This window comes from Marseilla massiliensis (assembly GCF_016899955.1).
In the GTDB taxonomy this organism is placed as follows: domain Bacteria; phylum Bacteroidota; class Bacteroidia; order Bacteroidales; family Bacteroidaceae; genus Prevotella; species Prevotella intestinigallinarum.
In genome coordinates this window covers 1-15,013 of sequence record NZ_JACJJL010000025.1, presented here as the reverse complement: position 1 = coordinate 15,013, position 15,013 = coordinate 1, and the positions used below count along the sequence as shown (strand labels likewise).

General features: G+C 57.9%; 15 protein-coding genes. 10 read left to right on the top strand and 5 right to left on the bottom strand.

What is annotated here, in order from left to right:
* Positions 1-2: 2 nt before the first annotated feature.
* Both H6B30_RS12755 and H6B30_RS12750 read right to left on the bottom strand, forming a co-directional pair.
* Complete coding sequence (locus H6B30_RS12755) at positions 3-941, bottom strand: PorP/SprF family type IX secretion system membrane protein (protein ID WP_205111194.1); 939 nt, start codon at positions 939-941, stop codon at positions 3-5.
* A gap of 444 nt (positions 942-1,385) precedes the next feature.
* Positions 1,386-3,488, bottom strand: a complete 2,103-nt coding sequence (locus H6B30_RS12750) for an InlB B-repeat-containing protein (protein WP_205111192.1) — start codon at positions 3,486-3,488, stop codon at positions 1,386-1,388.
* Between the two features lie 1,039 nt (positions 3,489-4,527).
* Between H6B30_RS12750 and H6B30_RS12745 the strand changes: the two genes are divergently transcribed.
* The 8 genes from H6B30_RS12745 to H6B30_RS12710 all read left to right on the top strand — a co-directional run bounded on the left by H6B30_RS12745 (position 4,528) and on the right by H6B30_RS12710 (position 12,524).
* Positions 4,528-5,082: a 4Fe-4S dicluster domain-containing protein gene (locus H6B30_RS12745; RefSeq protein WP_205111190.1), complete on the top strand. Its 555-nt coding sequence runs from the start codon at positions 4,528-4,530 to the stop codon at positions 5,080-5,082.
* Between the two features lie 22 nt (positions 5,083-5,104).
* The gene (locus H6B30_RS12740; protein ID WP_205111188.1) at positions 5,105-5,950 is read left to right on the top strand and encodes a CoB--CoM heterodisulfide reductase iron-sulfur subunit B family protein; all 846 of its coding nucleotides are present in this window, start codon (positions 5,105-5,107) and stop codon (positions 5,948-5,950) included.
* A gap of 10 nt (positions 5,951-5,960) precedes the next feature.
* Positions 5,961-7,967, top strand: coding sequence for a CoB--CoM heterodisulfide reductase iron-sulfur subunit A family protein (locus tag H6B30_RS12735; protein ID WP_205111186.1), 2,007 nt, complete (start codon positions 5,961-5,963; stop codon positions 7,965-7,967).
* A gap of 25 nt (positions 7,968-7,992) precedes the next feature.
* Positions 7,993-8,457, top strand: a complete 465-nt coding sequence (locus H6B30_RS12730) for a hydrogenase iron-sulfur subunit (protein WP_205111184.1) — start codon at positions 7,993-7,995, stop codon at positions 8,455-8,457.
* Entirely contained in the window at positions 8,450-9,250 is an 801-nt protein-coding gene (locus H6B30_RS12725; protein ID WP_205111182.1) for a LutB family protein, read from the top strand. Before H6B30_RS12730 ends, H6B30_RS12725 begins: the two co-directional genes overlap by 8 nt.
* 18 nt (positions 9,251-9,268) lie before the next feature.
* Positions 9,269-10,285, top strand: coding sequence for a 4Fe-4S dicluster domain-containing protein (locus H6B30_RS12720; protein ID WP_205111180.1), 1,017 nt, complete (start codon positions 9,269-9,271; stop codon positions 10,283-10,285).
* Positions 10,278-11,117: an FAD/NAD(P)-binding protein gene (locus H6B30_RS12715; protein WP_205111178.1), complete on the top strand. Its 840-nt coding sequence runs from the start codon at positions 10,278-10,280 to the stop codon at positions 11,115-11,117. The genes H6B30_RS12720 and H6B30_RS12715 overlap by 8 nt, the downstream gene beginning before the upstream one ends.
* 1,194 nt (positions 11,118-12,311) lie before the next feature.
* Positions 12,312-12,524, top strand: coding sequence for a hypothetical protein (locus H6B30_RS12710; RefSeq protein WP_205111176.1), 213 nt, complete (start codon positions 12,312-12,314; stop codon positions 12,522-12,524).
* Between the two features lie 225 nt (positions 12,525-12,749).
* On the opposite strand, the gene H6B30_RS12705 is transcribed toward H6B30_RS12710, so the two are convergent.
* The 3 genes from H6B30_RS12705 to H6B30_RS12695 are packed head-to-tail and all read right to left on the bottom strand — an operon-like array spanning position 12,750 to position 14,095.
* Entirely contained in the window at positions 12,750-12,971 is a 222-nt protein-coding gene (locus H6B30_RS12705) for a DUF2795 domain-containing protein (RefSeq protein WP_021852076.1), read from the bottom strand.
* Positions 12,972-13,024: 53 nt separating this feature from the next.
* A complete protein-coding gene (locus H6B30_RS12700) occupies positions 13,025-13,588 on the bottom strand; it encodes a cob(I)yrinic acid a,c-diamide adenosyltransferase (RefSeq protein ID WP_205111174.1) in 564 nt (187 codons plus the stop codon).
* Positions 13,589-13,600: 12 nt separating this feature from the next.
* The gene (locus H6B30_RS12695; RefSeq protein WP_205111172.1) at positions 13,601-14,095 is read right to left on the bottom strand and encodes a hypothetical protein; all 495 of its coding nucleotides are present in this window, start codon (positions 14,093-14,095) and stop codon (positions 13,601-13,603) included.
* Positions 14,096-14,209: 114 nt separating this feature from the next.
* Between H6B30_RS12695 and H6B30_RS12690 the strand changes: the two genes are divergently transcribed.
* Together H6B30_RS12690 and H6B30_RS12685 are read left to right on the top strand one after the other, a co-directional pair.
* Positions 14,210-14,371 carry a hypothetical protein gene (locus tag H6B30_RS12690; RefSeq protein ID WP_205111170.1) on the top strand — a complete coding sequence of 54 codons (162 nt, stop codon included), beginning with the start codon at positions 14,210-14,212 and terminating at the stop codon, positions 14,369-14,371.
* A 361-nt stretch (positions 14,372-14,732) separates the two neighbouring features.
* A partial coding sequence (locus H6B30_RS12685; RefSeq protein ID WP_205111168.1) for a hypothetical protein occupies positions 14,733-15,013 on the top strand: 281 nt, incomplete at its 3' end.

Below are 15,013 nucleotides of genomic sequence, written 5' to 3'. Positions count from 1 at the left end.
TGTTACAGTAATCTCACACTTTTATGCTTGTTCCGTCCCTTCTTTCCCAGGTCCATGTCGGTTTGGTAGCCAATGAATATCTCGTGGCTTCCGTTGCCGATGCTTATGGCCGAGGTGTACACTTCGTAGCTGTAGCCGAGGCTTACGCCGTGGAAGTTGCCGCCAACCATCACCGTCACCGAGTTGGTTGGGCTGTACGACAGTCCGCCGTACATCATTTTCTTGCCGTTGGTATATTTCACCCGCCCTGTCACGTCGGCCCTGTAGGCTGTTCCGTCATACCGTGCCATGACGCTCGGGTGTATTGTTAAGAACGGGTTTCTGAGCTTAATATTGTATCCTCCGGTCAAATAATACGTGCGGTCTATCTTGAAACTCTGCGTCTCGCCGATGTCTATGGTGGGCGCATTGACGTGCAGCACGGAGAAGCCTGCCCACCAGTTGCGGTGCATATAGTACAGCCCCACTCCGATGTCGACGCCCGTGCCGGTGGCGTCTGACGACGGGAACGCCGGGTCGTCGGGCTCGCCGGTGTCTACCCCGCTGCCGTCGAAGCCCTCGCTGAGCAGCCCCAGGTTGACCCCACCGCTTATGTTGCCTCCCAGCAGAGGGTACTTGAGAGCATACTGCAGCGCGAAACGCTTGTGGGAGAACAGGCCTATGGCGTCGTTCATGAACTGTACGCCTACACCGTGATAGAGCTTTAGCAGGTAGAATGGTATGTCGGCGCCGGCATACATGGTGCTCGGGCTGTTTTCAAAGCCCGACATCGTCTTGGCGTAAGCGGCGGCGATGTTTATCTTCTGCTCCTTTCCGACCGAGGCAGGGTTGAACGACGGCTCCAGCGCCCAATAATGAGAGAAGGCCGGGTCATACTGGGCCTTGGCCGAAATGACGGCCAACACCACCATGGTCAATATTACGCTACTTCGCTTCAACACATCTGTTATAACGCTCCGACGGCTGTTTTTATTGTGCCTGGCGGCAGCTTTTCGACTTTTTTGACGCCCGATGCGCAACAGCCTCGCCGTCAGCGGTTTCGCAGAGATGCCGTTTTGCGTTGCGATACGGCCTGTCTTGGCCTGCCGAACGGGCCGTTTCTCACGCCCGTACGGGCCGTTTGGCAATGGGGGCGCGCCTCCGGCATCTGCCGGAGGCCCAAACGCCTGCCGACGATGCCGCCGCTTCGCCACCCGGGCGGCCGCCCAGTACCGCCATTGCCCCTGTGCGCATGCCTGCGCCAAGGCCGCCGGCAGCCCCGCGACAGCGGCCCCCGCAAGGCCGCGTAGGCCCACGGTGGTGGCGCCATGCCACAAAAAAAAGGAGGGCGCCCGGCTGATGATGGCGCCCTCCCTGCCTATTGCTACCGGCCTGTGCCGGTGACGTCATTTCACTATTACCTTGTATGACTCACCGGAAACCCTTACGACATAAAGGCCATTGGCAAAGGCATGCGATGCCATGTTGCCCACGGTGCCCGAGTAAACCAGCGCTCCGGCAACGGTGTACACCTCGGCTACGGTGGCTGCGTCGGCGCCGGCAACGCTTATCGTGCCGCCCGACGCTCCCACTGCCATGCCTGCGGCCTTCGGCGAAACCATGCCTGTGGCATACTTGTCCAGGTCGACAACGGGGTAGCCGTCGTTCTCATTGCCTGCGCCCAAGGCCCAAAGCTCGGCGCCCTCGGTCTCGTTGTTCAGGCGCGTCACAAAGTCTTCAGACGTCATCAGGCCGGTGGTGAATCCCTTGGCGTTGTCTATGGTATACGAGGCGAACACGTCGTTTGAAACGGCGATGGCCGGGCCACCAAACAGGTTGATGTCGAAATAGACGTTGCGCATATTAAACTTGTTGGGCTCGATAAACACCAGGTAGCCCAAAATGCCGCCGCTCTGGTTGGCCTCATACGACATCAGCGACGCTGCCGAGTAGCTGTTGTATATCTCGCAATCGCCCTCACGGCCTGTCACCGCTCCGCAAATGCCGCCCACCATCATGGCCGACTCCACCTTGCCGCGGTTGTAGCAATGGCGTATCACGCCGCCTTCCATGGATGCCGCAATGCCGCCGGCACCGCTTGTGGGCGATTCAACCGAGCCGTAGTTTACGCATCCCTCCACGACAGCCGAGTTTGCGCCTACTATGCCGCCTGCCGATATTCCGTTGATGCCGCCTGCCCCGGCCACCACGCTGCCGTAGTTGACGCAGTTCCTGATCCGTGATGTCATGCCATCGGTCTTGCTGTTGCAACCAACGATGCCGCCACAATAGAATATGATGCAGCTTACCTGGGCATAGTTGGTGCAACCGTCAACCAGGCCGCGGTTGTAGCCGACGAACGCCCCGACCATCGAGTTGCCCTTGACCGAACCGCTTTCGATGGTGAGGTCGTGGAGCTCGAAGTGCTCTCCTGTGGTGCCCAACAACCCGGACGATATGATGTTCTCGCCTGTGTTGACGTTGAGGTTGCGTATCTTGTGCCCATTGCCGTTGATGATGCCGTCAAACACGAACTCCCTCATTTGCGTATCTTTATAGCCTATGGGCAGCCAGTCGTAGCCGGCGAGGTCGATGTCGGCAACAATGTCAAAATAAACACCGCTGTAAGTCTGGGTTCCCATGTCCACATCGTTGGCAATCTTGGCCAGCTGCTGGGGTGTTTCCACTTGGTACGGGTTCTGCTTGGTGCCATCGCCGCCGGCAAAGGCGTCGGCAGCCAGCTCGCTCCACAACGGCAGCACCTCGAAGGTGGCTGCTATGTCCGTGGGTTCCTTTACCTGCAACGAGAGCTTGCCCTTGACCTCGGCCACCATTTCTACGCCGTTCACCGTAAGGCTTGTGAGGCTGTAGCCCTTGGCCATCATCGGCTTAATCTCTATATAGTCGTCTTTCACCACCTTGTCGCCCGACTGAAGCACCTTGTTGCCGCAGCGAACGCTCAGGCTGCCTTCGCCCGTAACGGTCCATGTCACGGCGCACTCGTTGTCGGGTTTCTCCTCGCCGGTGAACACGGCGGTGAATATTGTCTTCTCGCTGAGGGTCAGGGTGACTTGGTTTTCGCCTAACTTCAAGTCGGACAGCATGTCGCGGTCGTTGGCCTTGAACTCTACGATGCTGTTTCCAGGATCGGCGACAGCCTTGACCGTCACGCTCGAACCGATGGTAACCAACTCGCCCGACTCTATGGCCCGGCCCTCGCTGTCGTACAGCTCGAGACGGCCGTTGCCCGAAACGCTGCTTATCACGGGCACCTTCTTCAACTCGGCCAGTGCCTCGATATGGATGTCGCCGGTCACCCGGTACATGTACTGGAACTCTCGCCCGCTCCCATCGCTGTCGCCGAGCTTGTCTGTGCAGTCTTCACCATTTATCGTAAAGCTCTTCAAGCCATAACCATTCTTGCACGACAGGGCTATCATTATGTTTTTGCCTTCTGCCACATAGCCTCCGTTGTCAACCGTGTTGAACTCGGAGTCGATAACATACATAACAAGGCCCTCGTCAAGGGCGTAAGTAACTTTACAATCATTTGCGTAAACACCGCATAAGTTCGCAAACAACAAGACAATTAACGTAACAAGATTTCTCATAACTTTAATTATTAAAATTTCCGTAAATATACATATTATATAAGTTGCAGAACGCGCCAAACACATAATTTATCTTAATTTGATACAACGAGAGCGATATTTCCATCATACCCACTAATTAATGTTGCATAACGAACAGCACCAAGTCGGCACGGCGGGCGGTTGGGCCCAATGCGCCGGACAGAAGCCAAACCGATGACCCCATGACGCCGTGGATACTGTCGGCTGCCCCTGGCAAAGGCGCATCGGGCGGCCGGGAGCCACGACCAAGGCCGGGATGCGGGCAATAGACCGGCTGCGCCCGGCCAGCGCTACGCTTTATTCAACACACATTCAGGCAACATTCAAATGCCTGCGAATGTGCTGCCAACAAACAGCCGCCTCTTTCCTGTTTTCACGCATGCGCCGCATGGCGCCACGAAACGGCCTGTTTCGCACCCTGGAATGGCCTGTTTCGGGCTGCAAAACGGCACATTCCGAAAGCCCGAACGGCACCTGTCGGCAACTCGCTGAATGGCAGCGGGTTGTTGGGGTGGCAGTATGGTGGCACAGAAACACCGAATTGCAACGGCCACAGGCCCACAGCAGCGCAACCAGACGGCGGCCGCCGGGCCGGCATCACAACTTTTGGGGAGATGCAAACCAAAAAAAACCTAAAATCAAAGACTTTATAACATGGTATAGGTATCACTTCTGCAAAAAATGATTACCTTTGCTTACAGAACGAATACCTAAAATAATTTAGCAAGAACAACAAACTAACGCGCCACGCAAGCGCAACTCCCTACCTACGGCAAGCGCCGCAATGCAACCGCGGCAGACCGGAATGGCAGAACAATGCGAAGGAACTAAAACGAGTCAACGGGCACAATCCCGTAACGCAGCAACCGATGCTGCTCACGACTACCATACAAACAACATATTATATGTAATGTAAATGGAAGACAAGAAGAGACTATCTATCAAATTGGCAGAGGACATTGGCGTCGACGTCAGCCGCTGCTACCAGTGTGGCAAGTGCACTGCCGGTTGCGTGCTCGCGCCCGACATGGACATTGCACCGAGCTTCCTGATGCGCCTGCTGCAGACGGGCACGGAGAAAGCCGACGCACGCGTGCTTGGCTCGACGGCCATCTGGCTGTGCCTGAGCTGCGAGAACTGCGTGGCACGATGCCCGATGGAAATAGACCTGCCGGCCATAATGGACCACTTGCGCGAACTGTCGCGCACCGGGGGACGGGTAAACGAAAAGGCCAGGCCCATAGTTGCATTCCACAAGTCGTTCCTCGACATGGTGAAGCACAACGGCCGGACATACGAGATAGGTCTCGTGGCCGAGTACAAGATGCGCACGATGCGGCTCATGCAAGACGTGGACATAGCACCGACGATGATGGCCAAGGGCAAGCTGAACATCGTGCCGGAAAGGCTTAAGGACAACGGCGACAAGGTGGGGCGCATATTTGCGAACACCATCGACAAGAAAGACTGAACCTAAAACTAAACATCTATACATGAATACAGGTTTCTATCCGGGATGCTCGCTCAACGGCACATCCCGCGAATATAACGAATCGGTGAGGGCCGTGGCCGCTGAGCTGGGGCTGAAACTTACCGAGATTGACGACTGGAACTGCTGCGGGGCCACCGCGGCCCACTCGATGAGCCGCGAGCTTTCGGTGGCACTGCCGGCACGGGTGCTTGCGCTGGCCGAGCGGCAGGGCTTCGACGAGGTGCTGGTGCCATGCGCCTCGTGCTACAACAGGCTCAGCGTGGCCGCCCACGAGCTGGCCCGCGACGAGGAGCTGGCCGCCAAGGTGGGCGCTGCCGTGGGCATGGCATACTCCGGAAAGGTGAGGATTGTCAACGTGCTGCAGTACCTGCAGGAACACGCCGCCCAACTGCTGCCCGGCAAGATAAGGCATAACTTCGCCCACCGAGTGGCCTGCTACTACGGCTGCCTGCTCGTCAGGCCACACAAGGTGCTCGGCTTCGACCGGCTGGAAGACCCGCAGTCGATGGACGGGATGATGCGGGCCATTGGCGCCGAGCCCATAGACTGGGCCTTCAAGACCGAATGCTGCGGGGCCGGCCTGTCTGTGTCGCGCACCGACCTTGTGGGCAAGCTGTCGGCAAACATACTGGGCGACGCCCGCGACCGCGGTGCCGAAGCCGTCGTGGTGGCATGCCCCATGTGCCACTCTAACCTCGACATGCGCCGCACGGCCATCAACAAGTGCCTCGACGAGCCTACGGACATACCCGTATTATACATCACACAGGCCATCGGGCTGGCCCTGGGGCTGAGCCGCAAGGCGCTCGGCCTGCAGCGCCACATCGTGGAAGTCAAACTACAATGAAACATGAAGTATGTCAAAAATAGGAGTTTTCATCTGCCACTGCGGCGAGAACATCGGCGCAACGGTTGACTGCGCCAAGGTGGCCGAGGCCGCCGCGTCAATGGAGGGAGTGGCCTTTGCCACCGATTACAAGTATATGTGCTCCGACCCGGGGCAGACGCTGATAAAGAACGCCATACGCGAGCACAGGCTCGACGGCGTGGTGGTGGGCGCATGCTCGCCACGGATGCACGAGCCTACGTTCAGAAAGGCATGCGCCGAAGCCGGGCTCAACCCCTACCTGTGCGAGATTGCCAACCTGCGCGAGCACTGCTCGTGGGTGCATCCCAAGGGCGACGACACCACGGAGAAGGCCATCGAGATTGTGCACGGGCTCGTGGAGAAGGTGCGCCGCAACTCTCCGCTGACGCCAATCCACGTGCCCATAACAAAGAAGGCACTGGTAATAGGCGGCGGGATAGCCGGCATACAAGCCGCGCTCGACATCGCCAACTGCGGCCACAAGGTGATATTGGTTGAGAAGGAGCCGTCGATAGGAGGCCACATGTCGCAGCTTTCCGAGACGTTCCCTACGCTCGACTGCTCGCAGTGCATACTTACGCCGCGAATGGTCGAGGTGGCACAGCACCCCAACATAACGCTCTACACCTACGCCGAGCTCGACTCGCTGAGCGGGTTCATAGGCAACTTCGAGGCAAAGATACGCCTCAAGGCCAAGAGCATAGACGAGAGCCTGTGCACGGGCTGCGGACTCTGCACCACGAAATGCCCACAGAAAAAGATTCCGAGCGAGTTTAACGCCGGACTGGGAAGGCGCACGGCCATCTACGTGCCGTTTCCGCAGGCCGTGCCCAACAAGCCCGTCATCGACAAGGAGCACTGCACCCACTACCGCACGGGCAAGTGCGGCGTGTGCGAGAAGGTGTGCCCAACCCACGCCATACGCTTCGGCCAGGAAGACCGGATAATCAACGAGCAGGTGGGGGCGGTGGTTGTGACCACCGGTTTCAACGTGCTCGGCACCGACTTCTTCCCGGAATACGGCTACGGGCGCTACGCCGACGTCATCACCGGGCTGCAGTTTGAGCGCCTGGCATCCGCATCCGGGCCCACGCTTGGCGAGATACGGCGGCCGTCGGACGGCAAAGTGCCGGAGAAGGTGGTGTTCATCGCCTGCTGCGGGTCGCGCGACCCGGCCAAGGGAATACCCTACTGCTCGAAGATATGCTGCATGTATACGGCCAAGCACGCCATGCTCTACCAGCACAAGGTGCACGGGGGAGAGTCTTATGTGTTCTATATGGACATACGGGCCGGCGGAAAGAACTATGAGGAGTTTGTGCGCCGGGCCATCGAGGAAGACCACGTCAACTACGTGCGCGGCCGCGTTGCCCGCATATACGAGAAAGAAGGCAAGCTCATTGTCAAGGGAGTCGACACGCTGCTCGGGGCCACTCCCGTAGAGATTGAGGCCGACATGGTGGTGCTGGCCACCGCGGGAGTGTCGAACCAAGGCTCTGAGGAGCTGGCGCAGAAGCTGCACATATCCTACGACCCCTACAAGTTCTTCGCCGAGGCCCACCCAAAGCTGCGCCCCGTCGAGACCAACACGGCTGGCATCTTCGTGGCCGGGGCATGCCAGGCACCCAAGGACATACCCGAGACCGTGGCCACGGCGTCGGGCGCGGCGGCCAAGGTGGCCGCGCTGTTCTCGCAGCCCGACCTGGTGCGCGAGCCGCTCGTGGCTGTGGTCAACCGCTCGGCGCCGCCCGTGTTCAGCACCTGCGTGGGATGCTTCATGTGCCAGACGGCCTGCCCCTACCAGGCCATCGAGCGCGAAGAGATAAAAGACCGCAGCGGCAAGGTGATAAAGGTGGTGGCAAAGGTCAACCCCGGCCTGTGCCAGGGCTGCGGCACCTGTGTGGCCTTCTGCCGCTCCAAGTCGATAGACCTGCAGGGATTCTCAAACCAGCAGATGTTTGCCGAGGTGGAGGCCCTGCTCGAAACAACCAACTAACAGCAAGTGAATAGCATCAATGACAATGAGCAATGACAATAATTCTGCGTTTGAACCGCGCATAATAGCATTCGTCTGCAACTGGTGCACATACGCCGGGGCAGACCTGACAGGCACGAGCCGCATAAAATACGCCACGAACGTGAGGATAGTAAGGTTCCCCTGCACGGGCCGAATCGACTTCCTGCTGCTGCTCAAGGCGTTTGCATCGGGGGCCGACGGCATCATAGTGTCGGGGTGCCATCCCAACGACTGTCACTACACCTCGGGCAACTTCCACGCCCGCAGGCGGTGGATGGTGTTCCGCAGCCTGCTCGACACGCTGGGCATCGACACGAGGCGCATCCGCTACTCGTGGGTGTCGGCGGCCGAGGGGGCCAAGTGGGCCGACCTGGTCAACGATACCGTGGCCACGATACGCGAGCTGGGGCCTTACAATGAATACAAGAAAGTGGCTGATTATCTCGGAAAGGAGGCTGGCGATGAATAACCTTACTGAACTTGCCAACAAGTTGCTGGGCGACGGAACGGCAACGAAAGTGATTGGATACGAAGAGGCCCACGGCAAGACGAGGCCCTGTTTCTGCACCGAGGCCGCCGACACGGGGCGGCTGGTGCTCGACGAACGCTGCACGAACAACATAGCCGTATACCTCACCAAGCCCGAAATAGTGGGTGGGCACAAGGTGGCCGTCACGGCCACGCTGCCGGTGCTGCGCACCATGGTGCAGCTGGCCATGGAAAACCAGCTACCCGACGGCACCACGGCCATTGTGAGCACAGAGAGCGGCGAGGGCCTTGCGGTGCTACCGACGGTCGGGGACATGGAGCGTGTGGTGGCCGGCACGCCGCTCGACATCAGCGGCAAGGAGCGCGAGCTGCGCGAGCGGCTCAAGGCCATGAGCCGCGAGGAGCGGTGGCAGTTCTGGCTGGGCGAGATGTCGAGGTGCATAAAGTGCTACGCCTGCAGGGCCGCATGCCCGCTGTGCTACTGCACGCGCTGCATCGTCGACAACAACTGCCCGCAGTGGATACAGCCCTGGGCGAGCCCTCTGGCGAGCATGGAGTGGCAGATAAGCCGGGTGATGCACATGGCCGGAAGGTGCGTGGCTTGCGGGGCATGCAAGCAGGCCTGCCCCATGGGCATACCCATCCACCTGCTCACGCTGTCGCTGGCCGAAGACATACAGAATGAGTTCGGAGTGGCACCGGGCAGCGTGATGGACCACGGCAACGTGCTGTCTACGTTCAAGCCCGGCGACAAGGAAGACTTCATACGTTAAACATCATACCCTGACAATATGGAAAACCTACATATAACCAACGGGCAACTGGCCCAGTGGCTCGATGACATGAGGCGCGACGGGCTGCGGATTTTTGCGCCGGTGGCACAGGGAGGCAAGACCGACTTCAAGTTCCTGGCCGAGGGCGACACCGTGGCCGAGGACTACGTGCAGACGGCACAGTCGGCCAAGCGCATAGTGCTGCCCATGGCCGAGGTACTGTTCTCTTACAGAAAGCACGGCAAGGACATCGAGGTGGCCAACCCCGGCACCGACCGATTCAATGACACCATTATATGGAAAGCGCGCCCGTGCGACGCAAGGGCGATGAGGCAGGTGGCCGAGGTGTTCACCCGCGACTACGACGACGCCATATTCGAAGCGCGACGAAGCCACACCACGATAGTGGCCTTCAGCTGCAACACATGCGACGACTGCTGCTTCTGCACATCGGTGGGGGGCAGCCCGGGCGGCACCGAGGGCAGCGACATCCTGGTGACGACGCTCACCGACGGCGGCGGGGCGCTGGTCGAGGTGCTCACGCCTAAGGGCGAAGGGCTGGCGGCCAAGTACCTGGCCGGGGCCGCACGCGCCGATGGGATTGACAAGCAGGCCCACCTGGCCGACGTCAGGGTGCTGTTCAGCGCCGACGAGGTGAGGGCCAAGCTCGACGGGGCTTTCGACAGCCCCGTGTGGCAGGAGCAGTCGGAGCGGTGCCTCGGCTGCGGGGCATGCGCCTTTGTGTGCCCCGTGTGCACGTGCTTCGACATACAGGAAGATGCCCACGGAGCCAGGGGCAGGCGAATAAGGTGCTGGGACTCTTGCGGATTCTCGATGTTCACGCAGCACACGTCGGGCCACAACCCGCGTCCGACGCAGGCCGCGAGGTGGCGGCAGCGCATTCTGCACAAGTTCTCGTACATTCCCGAGAAACTGGGCGAGGCCGGGTGCACCGGCTGCGGGCGGTGCTCGAGGGCCTGCCCGGTGGACATGAACATTTCGGAACACTTAAAAGCTATTGCAGGACATGAGTAACAAGAACATATACCTTCCGTACCTGATGCGGATTGAGAAGATAACTGACGAGGCGCCGGGGGTTAAGACTTTCAGGCTGGCGTTTGAAGACAAGGCCGAGGGCGAGGCCTTCAACTTCCGCGCGGGGCAGTTTGCCGAATACTCGGCGTTCGGCGAGGGCGAATGCACATTCTGCATTGCCTCGCCACCCACACGGCGGGGCTACGTGGAGTGCACATTCCGCAGGGCCGGGCGCGTGACCACAGGGCTGGCCAAGCTCGAAGAGGGCGACACCATGGGCTTCCGCGGGCCGTTCGGCAACTCGTTCCCCATAGAGCAGTGGCAGGGAAAGAACCTCCTGTTCGTGGCCGGTGGCATTGCATTGCCGCCGATGCGCTGTGTCATAGAAAACGCGCTGGACATGCGCGAGAAGTTCAAGGACATCACCATCATCTATGGTGCCAAGTCGGTGGGCGACCTTGTCTACAAGGAAAAGCTCAAGGAGTGGGAAGCCAGGCCCGATGTCAACATGGTAACCACGGTCGACCCGGGCGGCGAGACTCCCGACTGGAAGGGCAAGGTGGGCTTTACCCCGACGGTGCTTGAGCAGGTGGCACCGTCGTCGGACAACACTGTGGCCGTGGTCTGCGGCCCGCCGGTGATGATAAAGTTCTCGTTCCCGGTGCTCGAAAAGCTGGGATTCAAAGACACCGACATCTACACCACGCTCGAAAACAGGATGAAATGCGGACTGGGCAAATGCGGGCGCTGCAACGTCGGCAAGATGTATGTCTGCAAAGACGGCCCTGTGTTTACCAAGGCTCAACTCAACGGGCTGCCGCCAGAATACTGATGGGGGCGCCCCGATTCTGCCCGGGGCCCTCTGCCTGCACCGTCTGAAACCCTGCGCCATTGCGGCGCGGGGTTTTATAGTTTATTGAAAAACAGGCTGAAGCGCCCACAGTATATTGCCTGCCATGCCGGTTGGCGCCACAGGCGAAGCCGCTGCGGGCTATGGCGAGACATGGCTGGATGCAATACTACGGCAAGTGAATGCAGGCGGTGGTGGGTAATTGTCGATATATAATGAATAAATGCCGGTGCCCGCATGGCCTGACTGGGGCTGTGTTTCGCCCTTGATGCCACCGCCAAAGGCTCGCAAGCGGAATCAAGCCCCACTGGCGGGCATTGGGCCGGGGGCATGGTTGACGGCAGTTGCACCGTCGTGCCCAACCCACTGTGCCACAGCCTGTTGGGAAAACGGGCCGTATGACGCTGCCAAACGGCCTGTATTGCATTGCCATACGGCCTGTTTCACAAGGCAAAACGGCCTTTGCCGCCTATTCAAAAAGACACGCACACGGCACCGCAAGCCGCCCATACTTTTGCCCCGCGACAAGGTTTCCGCCCATGGCCTGCGTTCCGGCCGACTTACAAGGGCTGAAAGCCAATTGCCATCCACAGCATGCCCCATTCCGGGGATGGGCTTTTGCCATTGCACTGCCGACGGTTTGGGCCACTGGCCAGGCCGCGGCGTGGCATGGCCACACGCGGCTTGGGGTTTAAGTAGTTGTTCAAAATTAATTGCCATCAAATTGTGCTCTATTTCAGAGATGCATGCCAAAGTCCGAAGAGAGAGCGTAGCGGGCTACGCGACCGATGAGACTTTGGTATGCGGCCCGAAAGAGCACACAAGATGGTGGCAAAGATATAGCGGACAACTGCAAGGTCTATTGTATCGGTTAATTTTGAACAGCTACTTATTAATCCGCCACAACGATTGCATCTTGCAGGCTTTTATGCCGGCTGGCCCCTGTGCCGCAGGCTTTGCGGCCTGCGCCGAGAGAAAGCGAGAACAGGGGGCATGGCCATGGAATCTATGCGCATGGGCAAGCAACAGGACAAATGCCACAAACGGCATAGGCGCATTGAGGCCCGGTGGCAACGTAACGGGGCATGCAAACGCATGCATGCTCAAACCTGCTTCGCTACGGCGCATGTGCAGGGACACCCGATAAACATAGGGGGCTTAAACGTTCAGGGAGTTATGGCGTTAGAGTACAATGGCATTATTCAAGGAATTGTTTTAGGAGTAAAGGAGTTAGGAAGTAAAGGAGTTAAGACAATGGTTTTGGGTTTGTTTTGGAGGAGGGAGACAGGAGTACAGACTATAGTTATGGAAACATGGGAGCTATGGGAGCATGGGGAAAGTGTTGCTGGAAGAGACAGTCAAATACTATTGTCCTCTACCTCCTTGTAACTCCTTCTACCTCCCTCTAACTCCATTGTACACAAAAACCATTGTCTTAACTCCTTTACTTCCTAACTCCTTAACTCCTAAAAAGCCCCCTGGATTTATCTAGTGAGCCGCTATGCAAGGCAGGCAACAAAAAAGGGGATGACGGCATCAGATGCAGTCATCCCCAAATGTCTTATTCATTCAAAATCATACTCCTGCGGCTATAGCACGGCAGCCGGCGGACTGTCAGTACTCGTCCTCGTTGAACAGAAAATCCTCCTTTGTGGGATAGTCGGGCCAGATGTCCTCTATGCTTTCGTAAACATCGCCTTCGTCCTCAATCTCCTGCAGGTTTTCAAGAACCTCGAGGGGTGCGCCCGAACGGATGGCATAGTCGATTAGCTCATCCTTTGTGGCAGGCCAGGGGGCGTCTTCCAGCTTCGATGCCAATTCAAGTGTCCAATACATAGTCGTTGATATTTATCAGTTATAAATCAGCCGCAAAAATAATAATTTTATTCTTATTTGCAAGAATTATCCCATATTTTTTCTCTCACACCGTCAACAAAGTTTAATTTTCTCGCCAAGACAAAGAGATAGTCTGAAAGGCGGTTCATGTACTGCAGCACCTCGGGGTCGAGCTTGGTGCTCTCGGCAAGGAAGAATATGCGCCTTTCGGCCCGCCTGCACACCGTGCGGCATACGTGGGCAATGGCCGCCTCGTGCGAACCACCGGGCAGAATGAAGTTCTTCTGCTGCGGTATGCTGGCATTGATTGTGTCGATGGCCTCCTCGAGCCGGGCAATTTCCGACGGGTCGAGTGTGTACGACGGGGCGAGCGGTGTCTTAGTCTTGTCTGTAGCCAGGTATGAGCACACTGTGAACAGGTTGCGCTGTGTCCTCACCACAAGATTCTTGTCGGCGCCGTCTTTCATGAACGAAACGAGCAGTCCGAGCTGCGAACTCAGCTCGTCGACCGTACCGTATGCCTCAATACGCGAATTGGTTTTCTTCACTCTTTGGCCGCCTACCAGACTGGTGGTGCCCTCGTCGCCTGTCCTTGTATAAACCTTATTCAACTTCATGGCCGTAATGTTTTAAAAATTAACGATATAATTCTGTCTGTAACGCTTCTTGTCAAAGCAGACTATACCGCAGTAGTACAGGTCGAAGGTCACTGCCGTGCGGCCGTCACGCTGTATCGCGGCCCACAGCCTGCGCCCATGACGGCTGCTGTGGATGCCCTCGACAACAAACATCGAGGCCGAACCGGCATGGGCCAAAGCCCGACGGTAGAGGTCGGCACAACAGGCCTCTGGCGTGAAACGGGCCATGTCGATGGTGGCCGGGCAGCTAAAGGCTGCAGAGGCTCCGCCCCGGGTGGGGCCGCGCGACACCTCGGCCCTGCGGCAACCGGCGCTCACGTAGGCCCTGAACGGCTCGAAGGGCGACCCGAAGTCGACCACGCTACGTGGCTGCAGATAGTTGGCCATGCGGAAATACAACTGGCACAACCGGCGCTCCGGCCCCGAAACGGCCTTTACCTTGCTTTCAAGCTGTTTGTAGGCATAATACGGATAATGCTCATTCACTACATATCGTATGAAACTATATGCCCATGGAGACTGTACACCAAAGCCGCGGCTATGACGGCATCTCCACGCCCAAACAATCATCCGCCTTATATCATACATATCAACTGCAGAATGGAAATACTTACAAAAAACGTCTCTTGTGCAAATCTACAAAAAATATCTGATAATAAAACAAAACCAAAAGAAAATATATTCAATAAAAACAAATTGGTCACAATAGTGCCTCGTGAGTTAGCTTCTATGCCTTGCGGATTGCTCACTGATTCGGCATGAGGGCCAAATGCAGACGAATAGCCGGATAACATGTGCAAACTGGATTTAGTGGGCCGCTGGCGTGCAGACGGCTTCTTGCAGCACTTAAGGCGCATCACGGTCGGCGGGCCTCGTGTTGAGTGTCCATGGTGTTAACGGTTAATGGTTGCGGCAACTGCTCATCGGCTGCCTGGCGCTACCTGGATTCAATGCTCCATCGGTAGTCCGCCACCAACACTCGTCAATGCCGAAGCACACATTATTATATAAGGGGGCCACAGGCTCGTTTTGACATTGCCCGTGCCGCGGCAGCAAACGCCGCAAGCAGAAAGCCGCTGCAAGCAAAAGCCGCAATAAATATAAGCGCCCTACAAGCCCCTGAATGTTTCTGCCATTTGCATTCAAGCCGCCCCTGCCATTGGCAAAGGGCACGGCGGGTGGCAAAACTGCGAAGCGGCAGCATGGTATGTGGGAAAGCGGGTTGTGGGGATTGGCCGGCATGGCGAGACAAAAAACCAATAACATGCAGAATGACGGCAGGGAGGCATTGAGCTTTCACGCCACCCCGGCCCAACGTACTATGCGCATGGGGCAGGCCGCTGCCCGACAGGGCGCGCAGCGGCGGCGTCCGCTGCCTGCACGGCTGCCGGCGCAATGGAGCAA

Bases quoted from the DNA above. Each gene is read 5' to 3' on its own strand.
- H6B30_RS12715 (WP_205111178.1), top strand. From the start codon at position 10,278: ATGAGTAACAAGAACATATACCTTCCGTACCTGATGCGGATTGAGAAG.
- H6B30_RS12700 (WP_205111174.1), bottom strand. From the start codon at position 13,588: ATGAAGTTGAATAAGGTTTATACAAGGACAGGCGACGAGGGCACCACC.
- H6B30_RS12690 (WP_205111170.1), top strand. From the start codon at position 14,210: ATGGAAATACTTACAAAAAACGTCTCTTGTGCAAATCTACAAAAAATA.
- H6B30_RS12735 (WP_205111186.1), top strand. From the start codon at position 5,961: ATGTCAAAAATAGGAGTTTTCATCTGCCACTGCGGCGAGAACATCGGC.
- H6B30_RS12710 (WP_205111176.1), top strand. From the start codon at position 12,312: ATGGCGTTAGAGTACAATGGCATTATTCAAGGAATTGTTTTAGGAGTA.
- H6B30_RS12705 (WP_021852076.1), bottom strand. From the start codon at position 12,971: ATGTATTGGACACTTGAATTGGCATCGAAGCTGGAAGACGCCCCCTGG.
- H6B30_RS12740 (WP_205111188.1), top strand. From the start codon at position 5,105: ATGAATACAGGTTTCTATCCGGGATGCTCGCTCAACGGCACATCCCGC.
- H6B30_RS12750 (WP_205111192.1), bottom strand. From the start codon at position 3,488: ATGTATGTTATCGACTCCGAGTTCAACACGGTTGACAACGGAGGCTAT.
- H6B30_RS12720 (WP_205111180.1), top strand. From the start codon at position 9,269: ATGGAAAACCTACATATAACCAACGGGCAACTGGCCCAGTGGCTCGAT.
- H6B30_RS12745 (WP_205111190.1), top strand. From the start codon at position 4,528: ATGGAAGACAAGAAGAGACTATCTATCAAATTGGCAGAGGACATTGGC.
- H6B30_RS12730 (WP_205111184.1), top strand. From the start codon at position 7,993: ATGAGCAATGACAATAATTCTGCGTTTGAACCGCGCATAATAGCATTC.
- H6B30_RS12725 (WP_205111182.1), top strand. From the start codon at position 8,450: ATGAATAACCTTACTGAACTTGCCAACAAGTTGCTGGGCGACGGAACG.